The sequence below is a fragment of the Mesorhizobium bavaricum genome (assembly GCF_056781655.1).
The window spans coordinates 5529174-5546020 of sequence record NZ_CM165566.1 but is presented as its reverse complement, the minus strand read 5'-3'; the positions used below and the strand labels follow the sequence as shown (position 1 = coordinate 5546020).

Genomic DNA, 16847 nt, shown 5'->3' with positions numbered 1-16847 from the left:
ATTTGCAAGGCTGGCCGCTTGCTCTAACCCGTCGGTATGCGTGGATCCTGCACCAGATAGAAGGTCCAGCGCGGCGTGTAGTCGGTCATCAGGAATTCGAACCTGGCGGTTTTCAGCGGGTCGACCTTGCCGTTCTTGAACAGCAGGCGATCATAGGGTTCGAAATCGCGATCGAAATCGGCGAAGTTGCTGGACCAGATATTGTCGGGCGTCTTGTTGCGCTGGTCGAACGAAAGTCCGTCGCCGAAGACGCTCGGCTGGTTCAGGATCTCCTGCAGCTCGAACTGGAATTCGACCCAGGCCTGGCCGCTGTTGTTGAGCACATCGATGCGCATATACATGATGCCATTGGCGAATTCGCCGGCCGGGCCGAAAGCCTGGATCGGCTTCGTCGTGCGGATGGTCAGCGTCACCGGCGTTGACGCATCCAGCTCTTCGGTGATGACCAGCGGGTCGTCCTTCGTTCCGATGCCGGAAGCGCCGGTGATGTGGAAGCCGCCAAGCTCGTCGGAAAAGGAGTAGGCGCCCGTCGCCCAGACTTTCACCTCGTCGGCGGCGGCGTGGTCCGGTGCCAGCATCAGAAGGGCCAAAAGGAGCGCCCGGCAGGCCCTGCCGGGCGTCGATGGAAAGCGCGTCGATGAGAAGCCGGCTGGCCCAGGAATGCGCATGGCGTGAAGTATGGCCGATAAGCAAGCCGTCGAACAATTAAAAACGTGCGTGTTGCGAGCAACATGGGGCGAAAGCAGTTGTCCTGCCTCGCTGTGCGCGACTTTTTGGCCAAAACGGCATTGTCACGTATGCGCCGGTTTCCTGTCGCCAATTGATGCGCTATGCAGCGCAGGAGCCAGCAAGATGCCCGAATGGGATAAGCCAGTGCGGAGGGGTAGATGAGCGACATCGAACGCGAAAGCATGGAATTCGACGTGGTTATCGTCGGCGCCGGCCCGGCCGGCCTCGCCGCGGCGATCCGCCTCAAGCAGGTCAATCCTGAGCTCTCGGTCGTCGTCCTGGAAAAGGGCGGCGAGGTCGGCGCCCATATCCTCTCTGGCGCCGTCGTCGATCCGATCGGCATCGACCGGCTGCTGCCGGGCTGGCGCGACGAGGAAGGCCACCCGTTCAAGACGGCGGTGACCGATGATCATTTCCTGGTGCTTGGTCCGGCCGGCTCGTTTCGCCTGCCCAATATCCTGATGCCGCCACTGATGAACAATCACGGCAACTACATCGTTTCGCTGGGCAATGTCTGCCGCTGGCTGGCGACCAAGGCAGAGGCGCTTGGCGTCGAGATCTATCCGGGCTTTGCCGCTGCCGGCCTGCTTTACAATGAGGAAGGCGCCGTTACCGGCGTCGTCACCGGCGACATGGGCGTCGAGAAGGACGGCACGCACGGCCCGGGCTTCGCGCCTGGCATGGCGCTGATGGGCAAATACGTGCTGATCGGCGAGGGTGCGCGCGGCTCGCTCGCCAAGCAATTGATCGCCAAATACAAGCTTTCCGATGGCCGCGAACCCGGCAAATACGGCATCGGCCTCAAGGAACTCTGGCAGGTCAAGCCGGAGAACCACCGGCCGGGCCTGGTGCAGCATTCCTTCGGCTGGCCGCTCGACATGAAGACCGGCGGCGGCTCGTTCCTCTACCATCTCGAGGACAACCAGGTGGCGGTCGGCTTCGTCCTCCACCTCAATTACAAGAACCCCTGGCTGTCGCCGTTCGAGGAATTCCAGCGTTTCAAGACCCATCCCGCGATCAGAGGCACCTTCGAGGGTGCCAAGCGCCTCGGCTATGGTGCGCGCGCCATCACCGAAGGCGGCTGGCAGTCGGTGCCGAAACTGTCGTTCCCAGGTGGCGCGCTGATGGGCTGCGCGGCCGGTTTCGTCAACGTGCCGCGCATCAAGGGCTCGCACAACGCGGTGCTGTCCGGCATGTTGGCGGCCGAACATGTCGCCGAGGCGATCGGTGCTGGCCGCGCCAATGACGAGCTTTCCTCCTACGAGGCGGCCTGGCGGGCGACCGATATAGGCAAGGACCTGAAGAGGGTGCGCAACGTCAAGCCGCTATGGTCGCGCTTCGGCACCATCGTCGGCGTCGGTCTCGGCGGCCTCGACATGTGGCTGAACACGCTGTTCGGCGTCTCGCCCTTCGGCACACTGAAGCATGGCAAGGCCGACTATGCGACGCTTGAGCCGGCCGCCAAGCACGAGAAGATCGCCTATCCGAAGCCCGACGGTGTGCTCACCTTCGATCGCTTGTCCTCGGTGTTCCTGTCCAACACCAATCATGACGAAAACGAGCCAGTGCATCTGCTCGTCGCCGACATGGCCCTGCAGCAGCGCTCCGAGCACGATGTCTTCGCCGGACCCTCGACGCGCTATTGTCCGGCCGGCGTCTATGAGTGGGTCGACAAGGACGGCAACGCCGCTGCCGATCCGGCGGCGAAGGACGTGCGCTTCGTTATCAACGCGCAGAACTGCGTCCACTGCAAGACCTGCGACATCAAGGATCCGAACCAGAACATCAACTGGGTCCCGCCGCAGGGCGGCGAGGGACCAGTCTACCAAGGCATGTGAACTGCCTAGCGCCGGCGGCACTCTGCCGCCGGTCCACTCATCGTCGTTGGAAAGGAGCCGGATATGCGCTTGCTCACGCTTTCAGGTCTGGCGATCATCGGCACCCTCTGCGGCTCCGCGACCGCCGCATCGGCGGGGGTCAAAGTCCTGGTCAAGACGCAGACCTATGCCATCTCCGGCAAGACCGGAGAGGCTCTGATCGAGTCCATGGACCGCAATGGGCCGAGGCATGGCTTCATGGCCCGCGCCATCGCACAGACCAGCTATACAAAGGCTTGGAACTTCGACCTCATTGAGGTCAAGGGCACCTGCCGCATCGGGCAAGTCAACGGAACGCTCAACCTGAATTTTACCTACCCCCGTGTCGCGTCTACCCTCCCGCCGGCCCTCGACAAGCGCTGGGCGCGGTTCTTCGCCGGCGTTCGCGCGCATGAGGCGACCCATGGCGACATTGCCAGGCAGATGATGAGTGCAACCGAGAAATCGCTCAGGGGCCTGACGGTCCCCAATGACGCCCAGTGTTCCAAGGCACGGCGTGAGGCGCGGCGGCGGATCGACGCGGTTTTTGACGACTATGAGGCCAGGCAGAATGCCTTCGACGCGCGCGAACACCGGGAAGGCGGTCACGTAGAATATCTGGTCGAGGCCTTGGAGCGGCCTTAGGGCAAACTCAATCAAATTGGGCTGCCCGGTCGGCGGGAACGAGCACAGAGCGCCAGGCTTGACAGTCAAATGGTCCGTTCCATCAGGACGGAGGGCAAAATCGGCCCAGGGCCGATGCGCACTTCGATCCGCCCCACCGACCTGAAGCCCAAGGCCGCATAGAATCCCTCTGCGTTAAGGCTGGCCTGGCATTCGAAACGGCGCACACCTGACGACCGTGCATCTTCTTCGCAACGCCGGTAAAGCTGGCGCCCGATCCCGCGGCCCAACCACTCGGGACGAGTGGCGAAATGTCGGATGTGCGCGAGTTCAAGCGTTACCTCGGAACTTCCCGGCCGTTCGCGGGACCAACCGCCGCAGCCGACAGGAAAGCCATTTTCATTTGCCGCGAGATAGTATGTGCCAGCAGAAAGCAGCGCAGGGTTTGCGCGGGTGATCAAAGGCAGCGCGGCTTCAAGGATGGCCTGATCGTATACTGTGCGCATCAGGCCGGGGTAGGATGCGAGAAGCAACTCGCTTACCCCAGACTCGTCCTCTGGCGTGGCGCGTCTGACGGTGAAGGTGGGGGGCATGCACTGGGGCCCGTGTGTTGAGCTGATCGATCTTCGATGGACCACCCGGCCATGTCAAATAGAACACGCCAGGGGTCCGAACCCGGTCATGCAGCGGGATCAGTTCTTGACCCTGGAGCATGATCCGAAAAGTGGAATCCGGTTTCGGAAAGATCATGGTCAAACGAACAGGCTCTAACCTCGATAGCCGTTTCGCGTCTTTCCGGCCGATGTCAGCGACACGGTCGCGGTCTCGTGTTCGTCAGCCGGCTTTTGCTCGTTCAGCCTGAGCGAGAACTCCACCAGCACAGGCAGGTGGTCCGACCCGGTTTCCTCCAGCCTTGTCGCTGAATGAATGGTCACTCCGCCCTTGCTGAAAACCTGGTCGATCGGCAGGCCGGCGAAGCGCCGCAGGAAGTCGGGCAGCTTGATGTAGATCCAGGTTGGTCCTGCGGATGGCATGACGGTCAGCCCGCCGAGCCCGGCGACGCGGCGCACGGCAGCACTCCATGGCACCGCGTTGCAGTCGCCCGCCATGATGGCCGTCTCGCCGAGCGAGGACAGCGATTCCGCAAGCTCGCCGATCTGCCAGTGCTGCTCGCGTGGCCACGGCCAGCTGAGATGGATCGCGGCGACATCGACGCCGATGCCGCCGAAGTCGACGGTCGCTGTGGCCATGGCGCCACGGCGCTCGCAATGCGGCTCGGTGCCGGCGGCAAAGGGCCGTCGCGAGAGCAGTGCGACGCCGAATATGCCGTTGGGGTAGGGACAGAGGATCCGGTATGGATAGGCGCTGGTGATATAGCCAAGTTCGGTCGTCCACATCGCCGACACCTCGTCCAGGGTGATCACGTCGGGATTGGTACGGCCAATCAGCGACAGCACCTTCTTCGGCGTCGGATTGTCGTAGCGCAGGTTCATCTGCAGCAGCTTGTAAACCGCGCGGTCTTCGTTCTTGGCTTCATAGGCCGCCTGAACCGGCCACAAACGAGACAATGGCAGCGCGCTGGAGGTGGTGGCAAACGCCGCCACGGCAAAAAGCAGCGCCGTGGCCGCTTGCAGGCGAAACGGCGTGGCCAGCAGCGGCAGCGCGCAAAGCGCCATCAGCACGGCGAGATGGACGCGGAAATGCGAGAAGGAATCGAAAGCCGGATGCAAGGTGCCGAAGAACCCGGCGACCAGGGCAACCGAGAACAACATCATCGCGATGAATGCCAGTGAAGCCGCCATGTCTCGACTGCGTCTCATCGGGTCAGGTCTGCAAGGGTTGCCAAAGTGGTGCTGGCACGGTTATCGGCAAAAATGCGGCCCAATCAAGATGACGAAATGCCCAATGCATGTCGCCCAAAAGTGCGCAGCGGTTTTGGGGCAACGACATGCAAAAGACAAAGACCTAAAGCGGGTCGCCGTTTCAACGCGACACGCTTCAGGCGATGCGCGGATCGTCCTACTGGAACGCCGTCTCCGAAAAACTTCTGAGCTTGCGCGAATGCAGCCGCTCCATCGGCATTTCCGCAAGCTTCTCCATCGCCCTGATGCCGATGGTCAGGTGTTGCGCCACCTGGCGCTTGTAGAACTCGGTCGCCATGCCGGGCAGCTTCAGCTCACCGTGCAGTGGTTTGTCCGAAACGCACAGCAGCGTGCCGTAGGGCACGCGGAAGCGGAAGCCGTTGGCGGCGATCGTCGCTGATTCCATGTCGAGTGCGATGGCGCGTGACTGCGACAGACGCTGCACCGGTCCGCGCTGGTCGCGCAGTTCCCAGTTGCGGTTGTCGATGGTGGCGACGGTACCGGTGCGCATGATGCGCTTGAGGTCATAGCCGGACAGGCCGGTGACTTCGGCAACCGCCTCCTGCAGCGCCACCTGGATCTCGGCCAGCGGCGGGATCGGCACCCAGACCGGCAGATCGTCGTCAAGCACGTGATCCTCGCGCACATAGGCATGCGCCAGCACATAGTCGCCGAGCGCCTGGGTGTTGCGCAGCCCGGCGCAGTGACCAAGCATCACCCAGGCATGCGGCCTCAGCACCGCGATATGGTCGGTGATCGTCTTGGCGTTGGAAGGCCCGACGCCGATATTGACCATGGTGATGCCGCCATGGTTCCGCTTCTTCAGATGATAGGCCGGCATCTGTGGCAGGCGCGGCGGTGCGACCCCTTCGCTGGGCGCGCTTTGCCCAACCTTGGTGGTGACATTGCCCGGCTCGACGAACTCGGTATATCCGCCGCCGCCATTGGCCATCAGGTCGCGCGCACGGGCGACGAACTCATCGATGTAGAACTGATAATTGGTGAACAGCACGAAGTTCTGGAAATGCTGCGGCGTGGTCGCCGTATAGTGCGACAGGCGGTGCAGCGAATAGTCGATGCGCTGCGCCGTGAAGGGCGCCAATGGCCTTGGTTCGCCGAAGGCCACTTCGAAAGTGCCGTTGGCGATCTGGTCGTCGGTTCCGTCGAGATCCGGGACATCGAACAGGTCGCGGATCGGCCGCTTGATGCGTTCAGCCGCCGAGCCGTCGACATGGGTGCCTTCGAGGAAGGCGAAATGCAGCGGAATGGGGGTGGTCGATTCCGAAACGGTGACCGCAACCCCATGATTGCGCATGATCAGGCGCAGCTGCTCGACAAGATAGCTTTCGAACAGGCCCGGCTGGGTGATCGTGGTCGAAAAATGACCCGGCGTCGGCATATGGCCGTAGGCTTGGCGCGAGTCGATCTGGGTGAATGAATTGGTGGTGACGCCGATCTCCGGGTAGAAGGCGCGGTAGCGCTTGCCGTTGTCGCCGCCCGCTGCCGCCAGCGCTGCAAAGGAGTCGCGCAGGAACTTGGTGTTGCGGTCGTAAAGCACCTGCAGTGCCGCGACGGCTTTTTCGGCGCGATCGAAGCTTTGCCGGCCAAAAGGCTCGGGCATGACGACAGATTCGATGGCTTGTGGGTAGATTCGCTTTTCCATGGCTCAATATAGAGACTTGGATCGGCACTTGGGAGGGGTGTCGCGACCGAAGGCGGCCAAAGCGTCGTTTTTCTTTAACCGCGCTGCAGGCTGACCAGGAGCACGAAGCCGACACCTGACTTCTTTAAGGCTGGCGCGTCGATCGTCGAGCCGGCATCGGCGCGCATCATCGGCACGGCAAGAACCGGAGCGGCCAGAACCATCAGGATAAGCGCCGCCCGCGGCAGAAGCCGAAGGGTCTTGAGAGTGTTGGCGGCGATGCGGTCCATGGTGTTCTGCTTTTCTTTTCGAGGTCTTGTTTTCTGTTCAATTGCGAAGATGGGTCGGGCAGGCGAGGCGGCAGGTTCTGGAACTGGCCTCGTCCCAGGCGCGGGCCGGACGGCCCGCTTCGGCGACGAGGATGGCGAAGAACATTCCAAACAGGCTCAGCAGCAGGCAGACGATGGTGAAGCGGCGAGCAAGCATTGGGTCGTGTCTCCTTCAACACGGCGGAGAATGCCCGAGCGCGACTGAACCGGCTCTGATGCCGGCGTTCATCTGCTGTTCAAATTGGTTGACGGGGTTTCGACGGCGCCGGCGTCGGTTGGATAGCCGCTGGCGGGCATCGAGCATCACCGGCGCGGGATGTGTCGATGAAACGAAAACGGGGCCCGTCGAGGCCCCGTTGTCATGTCGCAAGGATACGATCGATCAGAGCTTGTGCCAGGTCTGGCTCTTGCAGATCAGTCCGCCAAGCACGCAGCCGCTCATCTTGAGCGAGGTGCCCGACAATGTCGCCTTGCCCGAATAGGTCTTGTCGTTTGCCGGGTCGGTGATGTTGCCGGCATATTTGTTGTCGCCGGCCGCCTTGAGCGAGCCGATGGTCTTGCCGGCATATTTGCCGGACTTGAGCGTGATGGAGAACGTGCCGCCGCCAGCGATCGCTGCGGTGTCGCCGGCCTGGGTTTTCCAGTTGCCTTCGATCGGATCGGCCCACGCCGCGCCTGCCATGATCAATGTGGCCGCCAGGGCCAGGCTCACTTTTCGAAACATGCTCTTCCTCCCTTTGGATGTCCGGCTGAATGCTCCGCCTCGCCGGGCTGCCGCTTACGCAAACGTAAGCTAATCCAGCTCCCGGCAAAACAAAAGCGGTGCCGCGGCGGAAGACTTTGGGAATTTTGAAACGCGTCGATACGGGCCGTGCGGGCAAGGAAAAGAAAGCATCGGCGGATCGTGTTTGTTTCCCGTGGTTAGCGGAGTGTTGATTCCCGCCGCGAAAATTTTCGTCGAATTTGACGAAAACCAGCGCGATTGCTGGTTTTGTATCCTTAACGAATTTCCGCGTTTACCTCTTGTTTTAGCTTTGTTTTCCTCAAATTAAGCACGCCATTTAACGGCGGATTCAAGCCTCCACGGCATTCTCGAAAGCATCGGAAGAGCAGCCCGCAAGGACAAACGAAGGCAGCTCTCGGGAGCCGGACAGGGCCAGAACAGGGGATTGAAAATGGCACGTTTTGAAATGCTTGAAGCAGGCTTCGGCGCCATGGGGGCAACTGCCCAGGCCGACATTCTTTTCGAACTGGGCATGATGTATGCGACCGGCCGCGATTGCGAGACCGATGTCGTTGCCGCCCACAAGTGGTTCAACATTGCCGCGATCAAGGGCTCGGCCCGCGCTGCGGAACTGCGCTCGGAACTGTCGGCAGCGATGTCGAAGGTCGAGATCGCCAAGGCGCTTCGTGAAGCCCGCGAATGGATGACCATGCATTGAGTTCTGCCAATCGCAGATAGGCCTATCGAAGACAGGGAAGCCCGGGTCAAGACCGCACAGATGGCCCGACCCGGCGGAATAGAAGGCCGCGCAAGACGGTCGACGACCTAAAGAATAAGAACGCGACAGCCCGCTAAGGCTAAGTCGTGCACGACATGGGGAAGGCGAGCGGGATTTCGGGGCGCGGGGGCGCTTGGGGACCGCTTGACGAGCAAAAAGCCACGACCAGCCGAAACAAGGCTGGCGTGGCTTTTTTGCTTGGAAGGCGTCTTGCAGGCCCAATCGAGTGCTGCCGATGCGCCTAGACAGGTCCAGTGAAGGATGAAATTGTCCCGCCTCTCTGGAAGAAGTGCGGCCGAGCGGCCGCGCGTGAGTGGAGGAGTTCTATTACCATGAAAAAAATCAGTATTTTGAGCGCGGCCGTTTTTGGCCTGATGATGAGTGCGCCGGCCGCATTCGCCGACGACATCATCTTTGCGGTGGTCGGTCCGATGACCGGACAACTCGCCACCATCGGCGATCAGTTCAAGCAGGGCGCACAGGCCGCTGCTGACGCGATCAACGCGGCGGGTGGTGTCGACGGTCGCCAGATCAAGCTGAGCATCCAAGATGACCAGTGCGATCCCAAGCAGGCCGTGTCGGTCGCCAACCGTATCGTCGCCGATGGCGTCAAGTTCATCGATGGCCACGCCTGTTCGGGTTCGAGCATTCCGGCCTCTGCCGTCTATGCCGAAGCCGGCGCCCTGATGATGAGCCCGGCCTCGTCAAACCCGGTGCTGACCGACGCGGCGGCCAAGGCCGGCTGGCCGACGATCATGCGCCTCTATACGCGTGACGATGCGCAGGGCGCCTTCATCGGCCCGTGGATCGCCAAGAAGTTCGCGGGCAAGAACGTCGTCGTCCTGCACGACAAGAGCGCCTACGGACAGGGCGTGGCTGACGCCGTCAGGGCAACCATGAATGCCGGCGGCCTCAAGGAAGTGTATTATGATGGCATCAATGCCGGCGAGAAGGACTATTCGGCTCTCGTCACCAAGCTCAAGGATTTGAAGGCCGATGTCGTCTATTTCGGCGGCTACCATCCTGAAGCCGGCCTGATCCTGCGTCAGTCGGCGGAGCAGAACCTGAAGTTCCAGCTGATCATGCCGGACTCCATCGCCTCGCCGGAATTCTGGCAGGTTGCCGGCCCGGCTGGCGAGGGCACCATGTTCGTCTTCCCGTCGGATCCGCAGGCAAAGCCTGAAGCCAAGGCAGCCGTAGAGAAGATCAAGGCGGGCGGCTTCGTACCGGAAGGCTTCACGCTGTTCTCCTATGCGGTGGTCCAGGCCTTCGCCGAAGGCGTCAAGCGCGCCGGCAGCGACGACCCGGCCAAGGTTGCCGAAGCGTTGAAGAACGGCACGCCGATCAGCACCGTTGTCGGCGACGTCACCTTCGACGAAAAGGGCGACCTCAAGAATGCCAGCTATGACATCAACCAGTGGCATGACGGCAAGTACGCGCCGATCGCGCAGTAATCGCTGACGTCGCTCCGGCGACCAACCAAAAGAAATGGCCGGGTTCGTCCCGGCCATTTCTTTTGCAGTCCGTCGCCTGTTTCGGCTGTCAGCTTGCGGCCGCGGTAGCGGCGCTCTGGTCCTCGACGAACCGCACCAGCACCGTCCCATCGGTGACCTGCGCTCCTTCGGTGGCGATCTCGGCGATCACCCCGTCATGCGGCGCGGCAATGGTGTGCTCCATCTTCATCGCTTCGAGGATCAGCAGCGGCTGGCCCTTGATCACGGCATCGCCTTTTGCCGCGCGCACCAGCTTGACCAGTCCCGGCATCGGCGCGCGCAGGCTGCCGGCGCCTGCCGCCGCTTCATCCGCCCGCGCCAGCGGGTCCTGCACGGCGAAGGTATAGCCAACGGCGCCTTCGAACACGGTGATGTGGCCTGGCCAGCAGGCGAGGCGCGGTGTGGCGCGAAAATCATGCGAATTGGTGTTGTCATAAGGCTTGTCCAGCGCGACCTGGAACCGCCCGTCCGGCCGCATCGAAACCCTTGCCGCGATATCGTCTTCGCCGAACGTCAGCCGTGTGCGCCGTGCTACGCCGTGGAAATGCGCATAGCCGGCAAGTGACGACCATGGGTCGTTCGACGACGGCAATGCTCCAGCACCTGAGGCCGCAAGGGCGGCTGCCGCAACGGTTTCGCCACTCGGCGGGGCGACCTCGGTCAGTGCCGGTTGATGCCTGGCGATCAGGCTGGTGTCGACATCGCCCGCGACAAAGTCCGGATCGGCGGCCAGCGCAGCAAGAAAGGCGGTGTTGACGGTCGAGCCGGCGATCTCGGTTTGCGAAAGCGCCGCGCCGAGCGCTTCCAGTGCCGCCTGCCTGTCCTTTGCATGGACGACCAGCTTGGCGATCATCGGGTCGTAATATGGCGAGATGGCATCGCCGGCCCGCACGCCGGTCTCGATGCGCATCGTGGCGCCTTCAGGGGCTGCGTCCGGAAACTTCAGATGATGCAAGGTGCCAGTCGCCGGCAGGAACCCCTTTGCCGCATCCTCGGCATAGATGCGCGCCTCGAAAGCATGGCCGGCAAGCGTTATCTCGCTCTGTGCCTTGGGCAGCTTTTCGCCGCTGGCGACACGCAACTGCCACTCGACCAGGTCTGTGCCAGTCACCATCTCGGTGACCGGGTGCTCGACCTGCAGGCGGGTGTTCATTTCCATGAACCAGAAGCGATCGGCCTTCAGGCCTTGCGAGGCATCGACGATGAACTCGATGGTGCCGGCGCCGGAATAATTGATCGCCTTGGCGGCTTTCACCGCCGCATCCGTCATCGCCTTGCGCAGTGCCGGCGTCATGCCGGGGGCGGGGGCCTCCTCGATCACCTTCTGGTGGCGGCGCTGCGCCGAGCAGTCGCGCTCATAGAGATGCACCGCATTGCCGAAATTGTCGCCGAACACCTGCACTTCGATGTGGCGCGGCTTGTCGACATATTTTTCGACCAGCACGCGATCGTCGCCGAAAGCGGCTTTCGCCTCGCGCCGGGCGCTGGACAGCGCTTCGGAAAACTCGTCGGGATGCTCGACGCGGCGCATACCCTTGCCGCCGCCGCCGGCGCGCGCCTTGATCAGCACGGGATAGCCGATCTCGCGCGCCTTGGAGGCCAGCAGCACGATCTCCTGCGCCTCGCCATGGTAGCCCGGCACCACCGGCACGCCGGCCTTTTCCATCAGCCGCTTGGCGGCGTCCTTCAGCCCCATGGCACGGATCGAGGCCGCCGACGGGCCGATGAAGATGAGCCCTGCCGCCACCACCTGGTCGACGAAATCGGGATTCTCCGACAGGAAGCCGTAACCGGGATGAATGGCTTGCGCCCCCGTCGCCAAGGCCGCGGCGACAATCTTGTCGCCGCGCAGATAACTTTCGCCAACGGGTGAGGCGCCGATGTGTACGGCTTCGTCGGCCATCTCGACATGCAGGGATTTCGCGTCGGCATCCGAATAGACGGCGACGGTGCGCACCCCTAGCTTGCGTGCCGTGCGGATCACCCGGCAGGCGATCTCGCCGCGATTGGCGATCAGGATCTTGGCGAACATGGAGCCTCCCGGGTTTGCCTCGGGCGGCGCCAGTCTGGCCGCCGGCTTACTTCGACGCAGCGATCGCACAGCCGCCGCTTGCCGTCTTGACCTTCCACCTGGCGAAGCCGCTCTGACAGGCGCGCAACGCAGTTGCCTCTGCAGCCTTCTGCGAAGGTGCGTTCAGCTTCACGCTGCAGAAAATGTGGAGATCGACGACGCGCGAATAGAACGTCGTAGCGTAGGCTGAATGGCCGCTCGCCGCGATATAGGCGAGGTAGGATTTGTAGCAGGCTTCCTTGGGATCGAGCGACAAGGTCGGCGAAAACCGCTTGTCGCCCATCTTGCCCGCCAGCGATTCCGCTGATCCAGCGCCATGTGTTGCGAATATGAGCAAACTTGCAAGTATCGAAGCAGCCGCCTTCCGGCAATATTTCAGTTTCATTTACGCCCTGTCCCCATTGCACTGTGCAGGATGAGCGGTAGCGAATATTTTGCCTCGACGCCAGTTCGCCAGCGGAGATTCGACGCTGCCTATGCTGATGAATCGGTTGGTCCATTCAGTTCAGCCTTTTCGCAGGGCAGCAACGGCCTGCCGGTATAGTTCCGCCGTTTGGTCGTCGAAGCAGCAAAAAGTGATGGTTTTCGGCATTGTTCGTTTCTCGATGAACGTGCTGACCGTGTCGACGGCGATCTGCGTCGCCTCATCTTTCGGGTAGCGGTAAACACCAGTCGAGATCGCCGGGAACGCCACTGTGCGGCAGTCATTGGCGGCGGCGAGTTCGAGCGAACTGGTATAGCAGGAGGCCAGCAATTCGGCTTCGCCTTTGCTGCCGCCTTGCCAGACCGGCCCGACCGTGTGGATGATGTATCGCGCCGACAGTTTATAACCCTTGGTGATCTTGGCTTCGCCGACCTTGCATCCATTCAGCATGCGGCATTCGAACTCGAGCTCGCGGCCGGCCGCGCGATGAATCGCGCCATCGACCCCGCCACCGCCGAGAAGCGAGGAATTGGCGGCGTTGACGATGGCATCGACGGCCAGTTTGGTGATGTCGCCGGTGTGAACCTCAATCCGCGCACGGTCGTTCATGTCACATCCTGAACACGCCGAAGCGCGTCTCGTCGATCTCCGCGTTGAGCGCGGCGGACAGGCTTAGCGCCAGCACGTCGCGCGTCTTGGCCGGGTCGATGATGCCGTCGTCCCAAAGACGGGCGGACGAGTAGAGCGGATGGCCCTCATGTTCGTATTTCATCAGGATCGGCTTCTTGAATTTTGCCTCCTCCTCGGCGCTCCATTCGCCACCTTTGCGTTCGATGCCTTCGCGCTTGACCATGGCCAGCACCGTCGCCGCCTGTTCGCCGCCCATCACCGAGATGCGGGCGTTCGGCCACATCCACAGGAACCGCGGTGAATAGGCGCGGCCGCACATGCCGTAATTGCCGGCGCCGAACGAGCCGCCGATGATGACGGTCACCTTCGGCACCCTGGCGGTGGCAACCGCCATCACCAGCTTGGCGCCATCCTTGGCGATGCCGCCCGCTTCGTATTTTCTGCCGACCATGAAGCCGGTGATGTTCTGCAGGAAGACCAGCGGGATCTTGCGCTGGCAGCACAATTCGATGAAGTGCGCGCCCTTCAACGCGCTTTCGGAAAACAGCACGCCATTGTTGGCGATGATGCCGACTGGCATGCCATGGAGATGGGCGAATCCGGTGATCAGCGTGGTGCCGTAGTTCTGCTTGAACTCATCGAATTCCGAGCCGTCGACGATGCGCGCGATCACCTCGCGCACGTCATAGGGCTGGCGCAGATCGGTCGGCACAATGCCATAAAGCTCATCCGCCGGATGAAGCGGCGGAATCGATCTCTGTAAGTTCAGGCTTACGGTCTTGTTTCGATTCAGGTTTTTGACAATGCGGCGGCAGATGGCGAGGGCATGGTCGTCGTCCAGCGCATAGTGGTCAGCAACGCCGGACAGCCGCGTGTGTACGTCCGCGCCGCCGAGGTCCTCGGCGCTGACGTCTTCACCGGTGGCCGCCTTCACCAACGGCGGTCCGCCGAGGAAAATGGTCGCCTGGTTGCGCACCATGATCGTCTCGTCGGACATCGCCGGTACATAGGCGCCGCCCGCCGTGCAGGACCCCATGACGCAGGCGATCTGCGGGATGCCGGCCGCCGACATGTTGGCCTGGTTGTAGAAGATGCGGCCGAAATGCTCGCGATCGGGAAACACTTCGTCCTGGTTGGGCAGATTGGCGCCGCCGCTGTCGACGAGATAGATGCAAGGCAAATTGTTCTGCAGCGCGATCTCCTGCGCCCGCAGATGCTTCTTCACGGTCAGCGGATAATAAGTGCCGCCCTTCACCGTGGCGTCGTTGACGACAACCATCACCTCGGTGCCTTCGATGCGGCCGATGCCGGCGATCATGCCGGCCGACGAGATCTCCTCGCCATACATCGACCATGCCGCGAACTGGCCGATCTCGAGGAAGGGCGATCCGATGTCGAGCAGTTGGGCGAGGCGTTCGCGTGGCAACAGCTTGCCGCGCGAAACGTGGCGCTCACGCGCCTCGTCCGAGCCGCCGCGCTCGACGCTTGCCGCCTTGTCCGCAATGTCGGCGACCAAGGCCCGCATGCGCTCGGCATTGGCGCGGAAGGTCTCGGAGGACGGGGAGATCTGGGACTGAAGCGTGGCCATTGGCGATCCTGTTACTCGGCCACGACTTGCAATTTGCCGTTTTGCCGCTCGAAGATGTCTTCGGAGAGAAGATCAGCTCCGTCTTTGAACGCCATATCGATTACCTTGCGGGCGATCTGGGTGGCGTCTGGTTGCCTTTTGTCGAAAACGAAAATGCAGTCGCGGCGAGGGATTGCAACAAATGCTCCTTCGGGAAAGTGAAAATTTACGCGAGACCAGAATTTTTCAGTGAGAATTAATGCCGGGGAAATCGCTTCGTCGCCCTCCATGATAAATGTAGATACCCCGTCAGATAGCCTGTCTTCTCGAATGTTACTGAGTTTTCTGTTGATATTGTCGAGAGCGATCTGACGAAGTTTTTCGAGGGTGCGGCCTCCCACGCTCGACCACAACATAGAACTAAGCGCATCCTTGCTATTGATTTGATACAAAATCACCAGATCGCCTACGAACTCTTCATACACCGGTCCTGAATCGTCCTCGCCCTGGATTTGGTTGAGCGCGTCGACATATTCGCGCGGCCGAATATTTGCGATTAAGTCCGCTGGGTCAAAATTGCTTGCCGTGTTCGCAAACACAAGAGCGTTGATAAAGCGCTGGATTTCAGTCTTGGTGTCCGCTGCGGAAAGGCCGCGTATTCGACCAAGCAGATTTGTGACATCCAAAAGAATGTCCGGCTTGTTCTCAGCTGCGATTGCTCTGATCACGTTGACGCGCGCCGGGTCGTTCGGATCGGGCACTGCTTCCCTGATGCGATGGTCCGCTTTTAGACGTGAAATGACTTCAGCGCGTAGCGCCGCAACATCTTCGAATTTGAGCTCCTCGGAATGCGCCGTCCCTGCCAATCCTGACAGCGAAACCAGCGCGACCATGGTTCGCGCCAGCGTTCCAAGGTATTTCGCCAGGCCCCGCATTCGCTCACGCCCCCTCCGCCATGATTTCCCGCCCGATCAGCCAGCGGCGGATCTCGCTGGTGCCGGCGCCGATCTCGTAGAGTTTGGCATCGCGCAAAAGCCGGCCGGTCGGATAGTCGTTGATGTAGCCATTGCCACCCAGCAGCTGGAGGGCGTCGAGGGCCATCAGCGTTGCCTTTTCTGCGGCAAACAGCACGCAGCCGGCGGCATCCTTGCGGGTGGTCTGGCCGCGATCGCAGGCGGCGGCGACGGCGTAGACGTAGGCGCGCGCGGCGTTCAGCGTCGTGTACATGTCGGCAAGCTTGCCCTGCACCAGCTGGAATTCGCCGATCGGCTGGCCGAACTGCTTGCGCTCGTGCACATAGGGGATCGCCACGTCGAGGCACGCCGCCATCAGGCCGATCGGCCCGCCGGCGAGCACGGTGCGTTCGTAGTCGAGGCCCGACATCAGCACTTCGACGCCGCGGCCTTCCTCGTGCAGCACGTTTTCGAACGGCACTTCGACATCTTCGAATACAAGTTCGCCGGTGTTGGAGCCGCGCATACCGAGCTTGTCGAGTTTCTGCGCCACGGAAAATCCGGCCATCGCCTTCTCGACGATGAACGCGGTGATGCCGCGCGATTTCCGTTCCGGATCGGTCTTGGCATAGACGACCAATGTCTCGGCGTCCGGCCCGTTGGTGATCCACATCTTGGTGCCGTTGAGCACATAGCGGTCGTTGCGCTTTTCGGCGCGCAGCTTGAGCGAGACCACGTCCGAGCCGGCGCCGGATTCTGACATCGCCAGTGCGCCGACGCGCTCGCCGGAACAGAGTGGCGGCAGGAATTTCTCCTTCTGCGGCGTCGTCGCCCAGCGGTTGATCTGGTTGACGCAGAGGTTGGAATGGGCGCCGTAGGAGAGGCCGACCGATGCCGAGGCGCGCGAGATTTCCTCGACCGCGATGACATGCGCAAGATAGCCCATGCCGCTGCCACCGAAATCGGGGCCGGCGGTGATGCCGAGCAGTCCGAGCGCGCCGAGTTCGCGCCACAGATGCGCCGGGAATTCGTTCGAGCGATCGATGTCGGCGGCGACCGGCGCGATCCTGTCCTGGGCGAAGCGCCGCACCATGTCGCGCAGCGCCTCGATATCCTCGTCATGCCCGAAGCTGAGCGTGTTCGTGTACATGCTTTTCCTCCTGGC

At 62.0% G+C, this 16847-nt stretch carries 17 protein-coding genes; 4 read left to right on the top strand and 13 right to left on the bottom strand.

Features of this window, described 5'->3' with window-relative positions:
- Positions 1–23: 23 nt before the first annotated feature.
- Positions 24–668, bottom strand: a complete 645-nt coding sequence (locus tag AC1RZR_RS27235; protein ID WP_481826557.1) for a hypothetical protein — start codon at positions 666–668, stop codon at positions 24–26.
- A gap of 219 nt (positions 669–887) precedes the next feature.
- On the opposite strand from AC1RZR_RS27235, the gene AC1RZR_RS27230 reads away from it, so the two are divergent.
- A complete protein-coding gene (locus tag AC1RZR_RS27230) occupies positions 888–2567 on the top strand; it encodes an electron transfer flavoprotein-ubiquinone oxidoreductase (RefSeq protein ID WP_481826556.1) in 1680 nt (559 codons plus the stop codon).
- Between the two features lie 63 nt (positions 2568–2630).
- Entirely contained in the window at positions 2631–3230 is a 600-nt protein-coding gene (locus AC1RZR_RS27225) for a DUF922 domain-containing protein (RefSeq protein ID WP_481826555.1), read from the top strand.
- 65 nt (positions 3231–3295) lie between these two features.
- Here the strand turns inward: AC1RZR_RS27225 and AC1RZR_RS27220 are convergent, their stop codons facing one another.
- From AC1RZR_RS27220 to AC1RZR_RS27195, 6 genes are all read right to left on the bottom strand, one after another.
- Positions 3296–3742 carry a GNAT family N-acetyltransferase gene (locus AC1RZR_RS27220; RefSeq protein ID WP_481826554.1) on the bottom strand — a complete coding sequence of 149 codons (447 nt, stop codon included), beginning with the start codon at positions 3740–3742 and terminating at the stop codon, positions 3296–3298.
- 234 nt (positions 3743–3976) lie between these two features.
- A complete protein-coding gene (locus AC1RZR_RS27215; RefSeq protein ID WP_481826553.1) occupies positions 3977–5011 on the bottom strand; it encodes an endonuclease/exonuclease/phosphatase family protein in 1035 nt (344 codons plus the stop codon).
- A 217-nt stretch (positions 5012–5228) separates the two neighbouring features.
- Positions 5229–6692: an AMP nucleosidase gene (locus tag AC1RZR_RS27210; protein WP_477276062.1), complete on the bottom strand. Its 1464-nt coding sequence runs from the start codon at positions 6690–6692 to the stop codon at positions 5229–5231.
- A gap of 116 nt (positions 6693–6808) precedes the next feature.
- Complete coding sequence (locus AC1RZR_RS27205; RefSeq protein WP_379106077.1) at positions 6809–7003, bottom strand: hypothetical protein; 195 nt, start codon at positions 7001–7003, stop codon at positions 6809–6811.
- Between the two features lie 37 nt (positions 7004–7040).
- Entirely contained in the window at positions 7041–7199 is a 159-nt protein-coding gene (locus tag AC1RZR_RS27200; protein WP_292138494.1) for a hypothetical protein, read from the bottom strand.
- Between the two features lie 225 nt (positions 7200–7424).
- On the bottom strand, positions 7425–7766 hold the full coding sequence (locus AC1RZR_RS27195; protein ID WP_477276065.1) for a DUF2147 domain-containing protein: 342 nt from the start codon (positions 7764–7766) through the stop codon (positions 7425–7427).
- Between the two features lie 451 nt (positions 7767–8217).
- On the opposite strand from AC1RZR_RS27195, the gene AC1RZR_RS27190 reads away from it, so the two are divergent.
- Positions 8218–8484, top strand: coding sequence for an SEL1-like repeat protein (locus tag AC1RZR_RS27190; protein ID WP_010915070.1), 267 nt, complete (start codon positions 8218–8220; stop codon positions 8482–8484).
- A 392-nt stretch (positions 8485–8876) separates the two neighbouring features.
- Positions 8877–9998, top strand: coding sequence for an ABC transporter substrate-binding protein (locus AC1RZR_RS27185; RefSeq protein ID WP_481826552.1), 1122 nt, complete (start codon positions 8877–8879; stop codon positions 9996–9998).
- 88 nt (positions 9999–10086) lie between these two features.
- Here AC1RZR_RS27185 and AC1RZR_RS27180 read toward each other — a convergent pair whose 3' ends face one another.
- The 6 genes from AC1RZR_RS27180 to AC1RZR_RS27155 all read right to left on the bottom strand — a co-directional run bounded on the left by AC1RZR_RS27180 (position 10087) and on the right by AC1RZR_RS27155 (position 16832).
- Positions 10087–12069 carry an acetyl/propionyl/methylcrotonyl-CoA carboxylase subunit alpha gene (locus AC1RZR_RS27180; protein ID WP_481826551.1) on the bottom strand — a complete coding sequence of 661 codons (1983 nt, stop codon included), beginning with the start codon at positions 12067–12069 and terminating at the stop codon, positions 10087–10089.
- Between the two features lie 46 nt (positions 12070–12115).
- Positions 12116–12493, bottom strand: a complete 378-nt coding sequence (locus AC1RZR_RS27175; protein ID WP_481826550.1) for a hypothetical protein — start codon at positions 12491–12493, stop codon at positions 12116–12118.
- A 120-nt stretch (positions 12494–12613) separates the two neighbouring features.
- Complete coding sequence (locus AC1RZR_RS27170) at positions 12614–13141, bottom strand: O-acetyl-ADP-ribose deacetylase (RefSeq protein WP_481826549.1); 528 nt, start codon at positions 13139–13141, stop codon at positions 12614–12616.
- Between the two features lies 1 nt (position 13142).
- Positions 13143–14750: a carboxyl transferase domain-containing protein gene (locus AC1RZR_RS27165; RefSeq protein WP_477276077.1), complete on the bottom strand. Its 1608-nt coding sequence runs from the start codon at positions 14748–14750 to the stop codon at positions 13143–13145.
- 11 nt (positions 14751–14761) lie between these two features.
- A complete protein-coding gene (locus AC1RZR_RS27160) occupies positions 14762–15664 on the bottom strand; it encodes a DUF1444 domain-containing protein (RefSeq protein ID WP_477276079.1) in 903 nt (300 codons plus the stop codon).
- A gap of 4 nt (positions 15665–15668) precedes the next feature.
- On the bottom strand, positions 15669–16832 hold the full coding sequence (locus AC1RZR_RS27155) for an isovaleryl-CoA dehydrogenase (RefSeq protein WP_481826548.1): 1164 nt from the start codon (positions 16830–16832) through the stop codon (positions 15669–15671).
- Positions 16833–16847: the final 15 nt, after the last annotated feature.

What these genes read in the sequence shown, in the direction of transcription:
- AC1RZR_RS27155 (WP_481826548.1), bottom strand. Translation starts at nt 16,832, where the DNA reads ATGTACACGAACACGCTCAGCTTCGGGCATGACGAGGATATCGAGGCG.
- AC1RZR_RS27185 (WP_481826552.1), top strand. Translation starts at nt 8,877, where the DNA reads ATGAAAAAAATCAGTATTTTGAGCGCGGCCGTTTTTGGCCTGATGATG.
- AC1RZR_RS27165 (WP_477276077.1), bottom strand. Translation starts at nt 14,750, where the DNA reads ATGGCCACGCTTCAGTCCCAGATCTCCCCGTCCTCCGAGACCTTCCGC.
- AC1RZR_RS27210 (WP_477276062.1), bottom strand. Translation starts at nt 6,692, where the DNA reads ATGCCCGAGCCTTTTGGCCGGCAAAGCTTCGATCGCGCCGAAAAAGCC.
- AC1RZR_RS27205 (WP_379106077.1), bottom strand. Translation starts at nt 7,003, where the DNA reads ATGGACCGCATCGCCGCCAACACTCTCAAGACCCTTCGGCTTCTGCCG.
- AC1RZR_RS27170 (WP_481826549.1), bottom strand. Translation starts at nt 13,141, where the DNA reads ATGAACGACCGTGCGCGGATTGAGGTTCACACCGGCGACATCACCAAA.
- AC1RZR_RS27175 (WP_481826550.1), bottom strand. Translation starts at nt 12,493, where the DNA reads ATGAAACTGAAATATTGCCGGAAGGCGGCTGCTTCGATACTTGCAAGT.
- AC1RZR_RS27180 (WP_481826551.1), bottom strand. Translation starts at nt 12,069, where the DNA reads ATGTTCGCCAAGATCCTGATCGCCAATCGCGGCGAGATCGCCTGCCGG.
- AC1RZR_RS27195 (WP_477276065.1), bottom strand. Translation starts at nt 7,766, where the DNA reads ATGTTTCGAAAAGTGAGCCTGGCCCTGGCGGCCACATTGATCATGGCA.
- AC1RZR_RS27225 (WP_481826555.1), top strand. Translation starts at nt 2,631, where the DNA reads ATGCGCTTGCTCACGCTTTCAGGTCTGGCGATCATCGGCACCCTCTGC.
- AC1RZR_RS27190 (WP_010915070.1), top strand. Translation starts at nt 8,218, where the DNA reads ATGGCACGTTTTGAAATGCTTGAAGCAGGCTTCGGCGCCATGGGGGCA.
- AC1RZR_RS27230 (WP_481826556.1), top strand. Translation starts at nt 888, where the DNA reads ATGAGCGACATCGAACGCGAAAGCATGGAATTCGACGTGGTTATCGTC.
- AC1RZR_RS27235 (WP_481826557.1), bottom strand. Translation starts at nt 668, where the DNA reads ATGCGCATTCCTGGGCCAGCCGGCTTCTCATCGACGCGCTTTCCATCG.
- AC1RZR_RS27200 (WP_292138494.1), bottom strand. Translation starts at nt 7,199, where the DNA reads ATGCTTGCTCGCCGCTTCACCATCGTCTGCCTGCTGCTGAGCCTGTTT.
- AC1RZR_RS27215 (WP_481826553.1), bottom strand. Translation starts at nt 5,011, where the DNA reads ATGGCGGCTTCACTGGCATTCATCGCGATGATGTTGTTCTCGGTTGCC.
- AC1RZR_RS27160 (WP_477276079.1), bottom strand. Translation starts at nt 15,664, where the DNA reads ATGCGGGGCCTGGCGAAATACCTTGGAACGCTGGCGCGAACCATGGTC.